General features: G+C 40.0%; 10 protein-coding genes, 1 other RNA gene and 1 pseudogene. 2 read left to right on the forward strand and 10 right to left on the reverse strand.

All coding sequences use genetic code 11. The annotated features are described in order from the left end of the window. Positions 1 to 197: 197 nt before the first annotated feature. Positions 198 to 1045: pseudogene (locus HT708_RS08505) on the forward strand (IS630 family transposase). Positions 1046 to 1101: 56 nt separating this feature from the next. On the opposite strand, the gene HT708_RS08510 reads toward HT708_RS08505, so the two are convergent. The 10 genes from HT708_RS08510 to comW all read right to left on the reverse strand — a co-directional run bounded on the left by HT708_RS08510 (position 1102) and on the right by comW (position 8567). After that, on the reverse strand, positions 1102 to 2070 hold the full coding sequence (locus HT708_RS08510; RefSeq protein WP_000010164.1) for a ribose-phosphate diphosphokinase: 969 nt from the start codon (positions 2068 to 2070) through the stop codon (positions 1102 to 1104). Between the two features lie 144 nt (positions 2071 to 2214). After that, a complete protein-coding gene (locus HT708_RS08515) occupies positions 2215 to 3030 on the reverse strand; it encodes a PrsW family glutamic-type intramembrane protease (protein ID WP_166736889.1) in 816 nt (271 codons plus the stop codon). Between the two features lie 24 nt (positions 3031 to 3054). Beyond that, positions 3055 to 3552 (reverse strand): carbonic anhydrase, encoded by a 498-nt coding sequence (locus HT708_RS08520; protein ID WP_007285146.1) that lies wholly within the window; start codon positions 3550 to 3552, stop codon positions 3055 to 3057. Between the two features lie 72 nt (positions 3553 to 3624). Continuing rightward, entirely contained in the window at positions 3625 to 4989 is a 1365-nt protein-coding gene (radA, locus tag HT708_RS08525; RefSeq protein ID WP_172926266.1) for a DNA repair protein RadA, read from the reverse strand. A 10-nt stretch (positions 4990 to 4999) separates the two neighbouring features. Then, positions 5000 to 5515: a histidine phosphatase family protein gene (locus tag HT708_RS08530; RefSeq protein ID WP_055349635.1), complete on the reverse strand. Its 516-nt coding sequence runs from the start codon at positions 5513 to 5515 to the stop codon at positions 5000 to 5002. Between the two features lies 1 nt (position 5516). After that, positions 5517 to 5960, reverse strand: a complete 444-nt coding sequence (locus HT708_RS08535) for a dUTP diphosphatase (RefSeq protein WP_000701987.1) — start codon at positions 5958 to 5960, stop codon at positions 5517 to 5519. A gap of 56 nt (positions 5961 to 6016) precedes the next feature. Beyond that, an RNA gene (ffs, locus tag HT708_RS08540) (signal recognition particle sRNA small type) lies at positions 6017 to 6114 on the reverse strand. Between the two features lie 32 nt (positions 6115 to 6146). Further along, positions 6147 to 6614 carry a tRNA adenosine(34) deaminase TadA gene (gene tadA, locus HT708_RS08545; RefSeq protein ID WP_172926264.1) on the reverse strand — a complete coding sequence of 156 codons (468 nt, stop codon included), beginning with the start codon at positions 6612 to 6614 and terminating at the stop codon, positions 6147 to 6149. Between the two features lie 199 nt (positions 6615 to 6813). Further along, a complete protein-coding gene (locus HT708_RS08550) occupies positions 6814 to 8100 on the reverse strand; it encodes an adenylosuccinate synthase (protein WP_050208768.1) in 1287 nt (428 codons plus the stop codon). Between the two features lie 230 nt (positions 8101 to 8330). Next, positions 8331 to 8567 (reverse strand): sigma(X)-activator ComW, encoded by a 237-nt coding sequence (comW, locus tag HT708_RS08555; protein ID WP_000939541.1) that lies wholly within the window; start codon positions 8565 to 8567, stop codon positions 8331 to 8333. A gap of 273 nt (positions 8568 to 8840) precedes the next feature. On the opposite strand from comW, the gene HT708_RS08560 reads away from it, so the two are divergent. Next, a partial coding sequence (locus HT708_RS08560) for an IS630 transposase-related protein (protein WP_172926265.1) occupies positions 8841 to 9113 on the forward strand: 273 nt, incomplete at its 3' end.

Consider the following 9113-nt stretch of genomic DNA (forward strand, 5'->3'; position numbering starts at 1 on the left):
ATTGACAAGTGATTTCTGGATTGCTGAAAATTTTCTTAGCGTCCAAATCATTGGTTGAGCTAATGCCCGGATGTCTTAGAATCATTCTTTCTCTCCTTTCATTATAGCACATTTTTAAATCTAGGTTTGCTAGATTCACTGCTTCTATCTATAGTAAAATGAACCAAAAACAGTACACAATGTTGTATAATCTTCTTATGGCATATTCAATAGATTTTCGTAAAAAAGTTCTCGGCTATTGTGAGCGAACAGGTAGTATAACAAAAGCATCACAGGTTTTCCAAATCTCACGTAATACCATTTATGGCTGGTTAAGGCTAAAAGAGGGAACAGAAGAGCTAAACCATCAAGTAAAAGGAACAAAACCAAGAAAAGTTGATAAAGATAGACTTAAAAACTATCTTACTGACAATCCAGACGCTTATTTGACTGAAATAGCTTCTGAATTTGGCTGTCATCCAACTACTATCCACTATGCGCTCAAATTTATGGGGTACACTCGAAAAAAAGAACCACACCTACTATGAACAAGACCCAGAAAAAGTATCCTTATTTCTTAAGAATTTTAATAGTTTAAAGCACTTAGCACCTGTTTATATTGATGAAACAGGATTCGATACTTACTTTTATCGAGAATATGGTTGCTCATCAAAAGGTCAGTTAATAGGAGGTAAAGTCTCTGGAAGAAGATATCAGGGGATTTCTTTGGTTGCAGGGCTAACAAATGGTGAGTTAATCGCTCCAATAACTTACCAAGAAACAATGACGAGCGACTTTTTTGAAGCTTGGTTTCAGAAATTTCTCTTACCGACATTAAATACACCCTCAGTTATTATTATGGATAATGCAAGATTCCAATAGAATAGCTAGAATAGAATTCTTGTGTGAAGAGTTTGGGCATAAACTTTTACCCCTTCCTCCCTACTCACCTGAGTACAATCCTATTGAGAAGACATGGGCTCATATCAAAAAGCATCTCAAAAAGGTATTACCAAGTTGCAATACCTTTTACGAGGCTCTTTTGTCTTGTTCTTGTTTCAATTGACTATATTTATTCGGAAAAAAGACGAAAAAACCTGAGAACCATCTCAGGCTTGGTCATTAAATTTTTTTCTCAATACCGAAAAGTGGAGAAAGTGGTCGTTTTTCATGAATACGTACGATAGCATCCCCTAGAAGATGAGCGATTGAAATCTGCTCAATCTTATCAATCAAACGCTCTTCTGGCAGATAGATAGTATCCAAAACAACCAATTTCTTAATAGCTGATTTTTGGATATTGTCCGTAGCAGGACCAGAAAGAACTGGGTGCGTACAGCTTGCATAGACTTCAACAGCACCAGCTTCCGCAAGAGCATCTGCCGCATGACAAATCGTTCCAGCGGTATCAATCATATCATCAATCAAGATACAAGTCTTGCCTTCAACCTTACCGATGATGTTCATAACTTCACTAGTATTCATCTTATCAACGCTACGACGTTTATCAATAATAGCGATAGATGTTTTCAAAAATTCTGCCAACTTACGAGCACGAGTCACCCCTCCATGGTCCGGGCTGACAACCACATAGTCAGAACCAACCATACCACGACGCTCAAAATAATCTGCAATCAGAGGAGCACCCATCAAATGATCCACAGGAATATCAAAGAATCCTTGAATTTGCGCAGCATGCAAGTCGATGGTCAATAAACGATCCACTCCAGCTACTTCAAGCATATTTGCGACAAGTTTTGAAGTGATTGGCTCACGCGCTCTCGCCTTTCTATCCTGACGTGCATACCCATAGTAAGGCATGACAACATTGACAGATTCTGCACTCGCACGCTTCAAAGCATCTACCATAATCAAAATTTCAAGCAGATTGTCATTTACAGGCGAACTAGTTGATTGTAGGATAAAGACGTGTTTCCCACGGATTGATTCTTCAATGTTGACCTGAATCTCTCCATCTGAAAATTGGCGAACACTTGATTTCCCCAACTCTATCCCAATCTCCTGCGCCACACGTTCTGCCAATTCTTTATTAGAAGAAAGGGCAAACAGCTTTAAATCAGAAAAAGACATGATTTCCTCCGGTATATATGTATCGCTTGTGCTTTTCACAAGATTTTCCATCTACCATTGTAGCGCTTTTTGCACTATTTTTCAATCAAAAATAAAAGAAGGACACCATATTTGTACCCTTGCATCATTCTTTTGAAAAATATTCTAGGTCATCAACTCATTGTGTTTCTCAACAAAGCAATAAGCATGATAAAAACCATAGAGAGCAATAGCCGTAACCACTGGAATCACTAAAGGCAACTCTGTCTCCAATTCAACAAAAGGAGAGTTAAACAAGAAGTGAGTTCCCAAGGCTAAACCTAGAAAAATAAGACCCTGTTTCTTGCCAACCTTCTGCCCTTTATAGGCTCTGTAAAGCAAGTAAACACCTACTACAGCTAGATCTGAAAAAGTCCAGTGAGAGGCAATTCCTGAGATGATACGCTCTAAAATTCGCGAAATAGTAAAGTCAAAGCCCTCTGGCAAATCCGTACGAATATAACCAATATCCTCAATCATTTGGAATCCCAAACCGGAAGCAATTCCAAGTAAAAACAAAGATTTTAATTTTCGCACAGGAATCAAAGCCAAAACAAAAACAAGTGTCAATAATTTCAAGGGTTCTTCTACCAAAGGAGCCACAATAGCACTTTCAAAGGCATTTAAAAATGGACTATCTAGGAAAAGCATACCCAGCAAATCATGGATATAGGTATTCGCAAAGCTAGATAACCAGCCTGAAAGGAACATCCCACCCAATAAAGACAAAATCAAGGCGTTCTTTGGGAATTCCCATTTTTTCCCAATACGGAAGAGAAAATAAAGAGCCGGAATCATGTAAAAGAGAGCTAGAAAGATAGAAACTCCCATTAGTCCATATTCCGCACCTGACCTCGAACCGTCCGTATAGTAGATGGTTTCATACTGTAAACCAATACATAGCAATAAAATAAAAATAAATAAAATACTGCTTTTCTTCATACACTTTCTTTCTAAATGAAGTATTTATAATTCTACGACTGTCATACTTCCTGTATCAACATTGTAAATGGCACCAAAGATAGTGACATCGTCTGGTATTAGGGGAGACTCGATAAGCAGTTGCATATCCTCGCGTACACTCTCTTCTATATCTTGGAAGGGCAAGAAGTCCTGGTCTGACACATCTACACCTAATTCCTCTTTTAAATACTCCTGAAAAGGTTCATTTTCAAAGGTCTGAGCACCACAGTCTGTATGGTGCAATACCACAATCTCTCTTGTCCCCATTTGTTGCTGGGAAATAACTAGCGAACGAATCATGTCTTCAGTCACTCGACCACCTGCATTCCGCAAGATATGAGCATCCCCAAGTGCCAAGCCCAGAGCTTGTGCAACGTGCAGACGAGAGTCCATACAGGTCACAATAGCTACTCTTGTTTTGGGTTTAAGTGGCAGATTTAACTGCCCATGTAAGGCAACATAAGCCTGATTAGCTTGCATAAACTGTTCAAAATACGACACGATTCCCTCCTTGAAAATTTGATAGTCAAATATTTCTCCTATCTTATCATTTTTAAGAGAATTTGTCACGGATTATGCAAAGACCTTTTTCAAAACTTCCTGAATCGTTGTCACGCCAATGACCTGAATTTCCTTAGGCAGAGTGATTCCTGTCAAGGAATTCTGAGGTACATAAATCTTAGTAAAGCCCAGTTTAGCAGCTTCGTTGATGCGTTGCTCAATACGATTCACGCGCCGAATCTCTCCTGTCAAGCCCAGTTCTCCGACAAAACATTCCTGAGGATTAGTTGGCTTGTCTTTGTAGCTCGAAGCAATAGCAACTGCAACAGCCAAGTCAATCGCAGGTTCATCCAATTTAACACCACCAGCAGATTTGAGATAGGCATCCTGATTTTGCAAGAGAAGCCCTGCACGCTTTTCTAAAACAGCCATAATCAGACTCGCACGATTAAAATCAAGTCCTGTCGTAGTACGCTTGGCATTTCCAAACATGGTCGGTGTTACCAAAGCCTGAACCTCCGCCAAAATCGGACGCGTCCCTTCCATGGTCACAACGATTGACGAGCCAGTTGCTCCATCCAAACGCTCTTCTAGGAAAACTTGACTCGGATTGAGGACCTCAACCAAGCCACCTGACTGCATCTCAAAAATCCCAATCTCATTAGTGGAGCCAAAACGGTTTTTGACCGCTCTTAAAATACGGAAGGTATGGTGACGCTCCCCTTCAAAGTAAAGCACCGTATCCACCATATGCTCCAACATTCTCGGCCCAGCCAAGGTTCCTTCCTTGGTCACATGCCCTACGATAAAGATGGCAATGTTATTAGTTTTGGCCAGTTGCATAAGTTCAGCCGTCACCTCACGTACTTGAGAAACAGATCCCTGCACCCCTGAAATCTCAGGAGACATAATGGTCTGAATGGAGTCAATAATGAGGAAGTCTGGCTGGATGCGCTCCACCTCTGCTCGAACACTCTGCATATTGGTCTCTGCATAGAGATAAAACTCGCTATCAATATCTCCCAAGCGCTCTGCTCGTAGCTTAATCTGCTGGGCAGACTCCTCCCCACTAACGTAGAGAACTGTCCCCACTTGGGACAACTGGGTTGAGACTTGTAGGAGAAGAGTCGATTTCCCGATTCCAGGATCCCCACCAATGAGGACAAGACTTCCCGGTACCACTCCGCCTCCAAGTACACGGTTGAATTCCTCCATCTCCGTCTTGGTTCGATTGACGTTGATTGAAGTCACCTCAGCTAGTTTCATGGGCTTGGTTTTCTCACCTGTCAAGGACACACGCGCATTCTTGACCTCGGCAACCTCAACCTCTTCTACAAAAGAAGACCAAGACCCACAGTTAGGGCAACGCCCCAGATATTTAGGGGAATTATACCCACAATTTTGACATACAAATGTCGCTTTTTTCTTTGCGATGATAAACCTCTTTCTATATCTCTAACTCACACTCAATCACTTGGCAAAAATCAATCTTATCATTTGGCACAAACTGACGCATGAGCATTCGATGAGCAACAACTACCACAGTCTGATGTTCTCGATACTTAGACATACATTCTAAAAAACGAGACTTCATTTCCGTAGCTGTCTCATATTGAATAGGACTATTAGGAAGCAACTCCCCCTTGTTTTCTAAAAACAGTCTTCTAGTTGTTTCAAAGTTTTCTATTCCTGTTTTATAGACCTGCCATTCATGCAATAATGGCTCCACTCTCAAAGGAAGTCCCGTAGCACAAACCACATAAGAAGCCGTTTCTAAAGCTCTTGTGACTGCAGAAGATACGATTATTTCAGCTGAAAAGAGTAAAGGATTGGTGCTCAGTTCCTGAGCTTGCTGCCGTCCCATCTCAGACAAGGGTGCCAAATCTATCCCAAATCCCGTATAGGAACGCTCCTCTAACTCACGGTAATCTGGCTCCCCGTGACGTACAAAGATAATCCTCATCTTAGTGCCCTGTCGATCCAAATCCACCTGTCCGCACTCCGTCTGCCGCATCTCCATCTGCAATTAAGAAAGGAGCAAAGACAGCCTGGACCACACGTTCCCCAACTTCAAGAACAACCTCTTGGTCTGTAATATTCTTCATCTGCGCAAAAATATGCCCTTCATTCCCAGGATTTCCATAATAATCCCCATCAATGACCCCAACTGAATTAATCAAAACTAAGCCCTTCTTACGAGGATTTGAAGAGCGATCATAAAGGTAAAGAACCTCAGTCGGCTGCATATAAGCCTTAACCCCTGTCGGAACCAAGACAATCTCTCCTGGCGCAATAACTGTGCGCACAGCAACCTTTAAGTCGTAACCAGCCGCATGCGCTGTCTCGCGCTTGGGCAATAAATTTTCATCTGTAAAACTAGAAACCAATTCAAAACCACGAATTTTCATCATCTTCTCTTTTCTATTATCATTTATTCTAGATTATTCTATCTTATTTATTCGGAAAAAGCACGAAAAAAAGAGCACACAATTCAAATCGCTTAGGGCTGCTGGATTCCTCCCCTGACCCGCTTCACGCAGAACTGTTGCTCCACTATTTATTATATCACATTCCTATTCATTTTAAAAGCAAAATTATTTTTTCCGTCTATTTCTAAAAAAGTCCTGCATAATAGCCGCGCATTCATCTTCCAAAATTCCCGTTTCAACCTCCACACGATGATTGAGACGCTCATCTGTCAAGATATCGTACAAACTCCCAGCAGCGCCAAATTTCTGGTTTTTAGCCCCATAGACCATGTTTGGAATACGGGCAAGTCCAATCGCCCCACTACACATGACACACGGCTCAATGGTCACAAAAAGCGTGCAATCCAGCAAGCGCCAGCTCTCCTCACTTAGGTTCGCATGCTCTATTGCCATAATCTCCGCATGCATAACCGCTCGTTGCAACTCCTCACGCGCATTATGCCCGCGACCAATGATTTCGCCATCTTTCACAATCACACAACCAATTGGAATTTCATCGTGTTCAAGAGCAATCTCAGCCTCTTTCAAGGCCTCTCTCATGAAGACTTCTTTTTCTTCAACTGTATAATTCATCAATTTCCCTTTTACTACTTATCGATTTTATTATTATATCATGAATCCCAAGACAAAAAAAGCCACCAAATGCGGTGACTTTATAGGGAGATTATTATGAAAAAGAAAAGTTTAGGATATTCGTTACAACAAGTTAGGAGGTCTTCTTGTAACTGTCTATAGTATACCCGACCTATCTTAAACAAATCTTAAAAATCTCTTAGGACCAAACACTTTCTAAAATATTTGTTTGTTCACGACCAGGACCCACTGAGAAAGTAGAAATACGAACGCCAACCAATTCACTCACACGACGAACATAGTTACGCGCATTCTCAGGAAGATCCTCCAAATTACGAACTCCAGTAATATCTTCTGACCAACCTGGCAACTCTTCATAGATAGGTTTGCAACGCTTCAATTGCTCAAGACTAGCTGGATAGTAGTCAATACGTTGACCATCAAGATCATAGGCCACACAGATTTTCACAGTATCTAAACCACTCAAAACATCGATAGAGTTCAATGAAAGATTAGTAATACCAGAAACACGACGACTATGGCGCATCACAACTGAGTCAAACCAACCCACACGACGTGGACGACCAGTTGTTGTACCATATTCATGACCTACTTCACGGATACGTTCTCCCACTTCATCAAACAACTCAGTTGGGAAAGGACCGTCTCCTACACGACTCGTATAGGCTTTACATACACCTACAACCTTGTCAATCTTACTTGGACCAACACCAGAACCAATTGTCACACCACCAGCCACAGGGTTTGAAGAAGTAACAAATGGATAGGTCCCTTGGTCAATATCTAGCATAACACCTTGTGCACCTTCAAAAAGCACACGTTTACCATTATCAAGCGCATCATTCAAAATAACGGACGTGTCTGTCACATATTTCTTGATTTGTTGACCATATTCGTAATATTCTTCAAAAATATCATCGAAGACGATAGCTTTACTATCATACAATTTTTCAAAAAGACGATTCTTTTCAGCAAGGTTACGTTCTAAACGCTCACGGAAAATGTCTTTATCCAAAAGATCGGCGATACGAATTCCCACACGAGCAGCCTTGTCCATATAAGCTGGACCAATTCCCTTGATTGTAGTCCCAATCTTATTGTCGCCCTTAGCTTCTTCTTGCAAACGATCTAACTCGATATGATAAGGCAAAATGACATGCGCGCGATCAGAAATACGCAAGTTATCAGTTGTAACACCTTCCTCATGAAGATAGCTCAACTCTTTTACAAGAGATTTAGGATTTACAACCATACCATTCCCAATAACAGAGATTTTTTCAGGGAAGAAAATCCCAGATGGAATCAAGTGCAATTTAAACTTCTTACCATCAATCACAATCGTGTGACCTGCATTATCACCACCTTGGTAACGTGCAATCACTTCTGCATTCGCTGAAAGGAAGTCTGTAATCTTCCCTTTACCTTCATCACCCCATTGGGTACCTACAACAACAACTGAAGTCATAATCTTGTCTGAGCCCTCAGGCTCTTCCTTTCTCACATACATGGCAGGACTCTCACCTGCAATTATATCTTACAATTTATTATAAGAAAAAATCGCCTTTTTATCAAGAAGAAACAATAGAAAGATTTGCTATTTCCAACTATTAAAAAATGATTTAGAAAAATAAGCAGCTATTTATTATTATCTTTCCATAAAAAAGTAAATTTGTTCGGAAATTAACTCAGACTATCTCAACAAGAAATAAAACCTTGTTTCATTATCATCTTTTCAAGATACAAACGATAAGCAACACGATAATGGTAAACGATAAAATCCCTACGACACCCAATACCATATCTCACTAAATAATAAATTAAAAATTTAAAATGAAAATGTTCCCAGTCAAAATTATCACCAAATACAGTACCATACTCTTCTTCAATATTTCTATAAAAATCCGCCATCTGCTCATAAATTTTTTGTAACATGATCAAATACTCCTTTTCTTTTTTATGAACTTATTCTAACAAAAAATTTTAAACAGTTATTAACAATTCCTGAATTGTTAAAATACCAACCTCAACAAGATAAAAAATAGGAAAAGTTGACAGAATAGAAACAAATTTACTACCTGAATTAAACTATTGTAAAGACCTTATTAACTGCGTTAAATACTAAAAGAGACTGAGGTAAAAATCTTAAAATAAGAAAAACGCATAGTATAGTTGCTTAGTTTCAAACAAGCATGTTATAATAAAGCTATGGCATATAGTACAGATTTTAAACAGCGAGCATTAGATTACATCAAAGAGGGGCACAGCCATGTCGAGGCAGCCAAGGTTTTTGATGTTGGCGTCAGAACTCTCTTCACGTGGGAAAAGAACTTACGTGAACAAGGACACTTAGAGAGGAAAAAGCGAGTCGTCAAAAACCGAAAGATTCCTTTAGAGGAATTGAAATCCTTTGTAGAGGCTTATCCAGATGCTTTTTTACGGGAAATTGCGACACATTTTGCTTGTGCTGTCCATTCAGTA

Source organism: Streptococcus sp. 3613 (genome assembly GCF_013277375.1).
Taxonomy (GTDB): Bacteria; Bacillota; Bacilli; order Lactobacillales; family Streptococcaceae; genus Streptococcus; species Streptococcus pseudopneumoniae.

Excerpts from the sequence above, each read along its gene's own strand:
- HT708_RS08535 (WP_000701987.1), bottom strand. The coding sequence starts at position 5,960 with ATGAAAATTCGTGGTTTTGAATTGGTTTCTAGTTTTACAGATGAAAAT.
- HT708_RS08530 (WP_055349635.1), bottom strand. The coding sequence starts at position 5,515 with ATGAGGATTATCTTTGTACGTCACGGGGAGCCAGATTACCGTGAGTTA.
- HT708_RS08550 (WP_050208768.1), bottom strand. The coding sequence starts at position 8,100 with ATGACTTCAGTTGTTGTTGTAGGTACCCAATGGGGTGATGAAGGTAAA.
- HT708_RS08510 (WP_000010164.1), bottom strand. The coding sequence starts at position 2,070 with ATGTCTTTTTCTGATTTAAAGCTGTTTGCCCTTTCTTCTAATAAAGAA.
- tadA (WP_172926264.1), bottom strand. The coding sequence starts at position 6,614 with ATGAATTATACAGTTGAAGAAAAAGAAGTCTTCATGAGAGAGGCCTTG.
- comW (WP_000939541.1), bottom strand. The coding sequence starts at position 8,567 with ATGTTACAAAAAATTTATGAGCAGATGGCGGATTTTTATAGAAATATT.
- HT708_RS08515 (WP_166736889.1), bottom strand. The coding sequence starts at position 3,030 with ATGAAGAAAAGCAGTATTTTATTTATTTTTATTTTATTGCTATGTATT.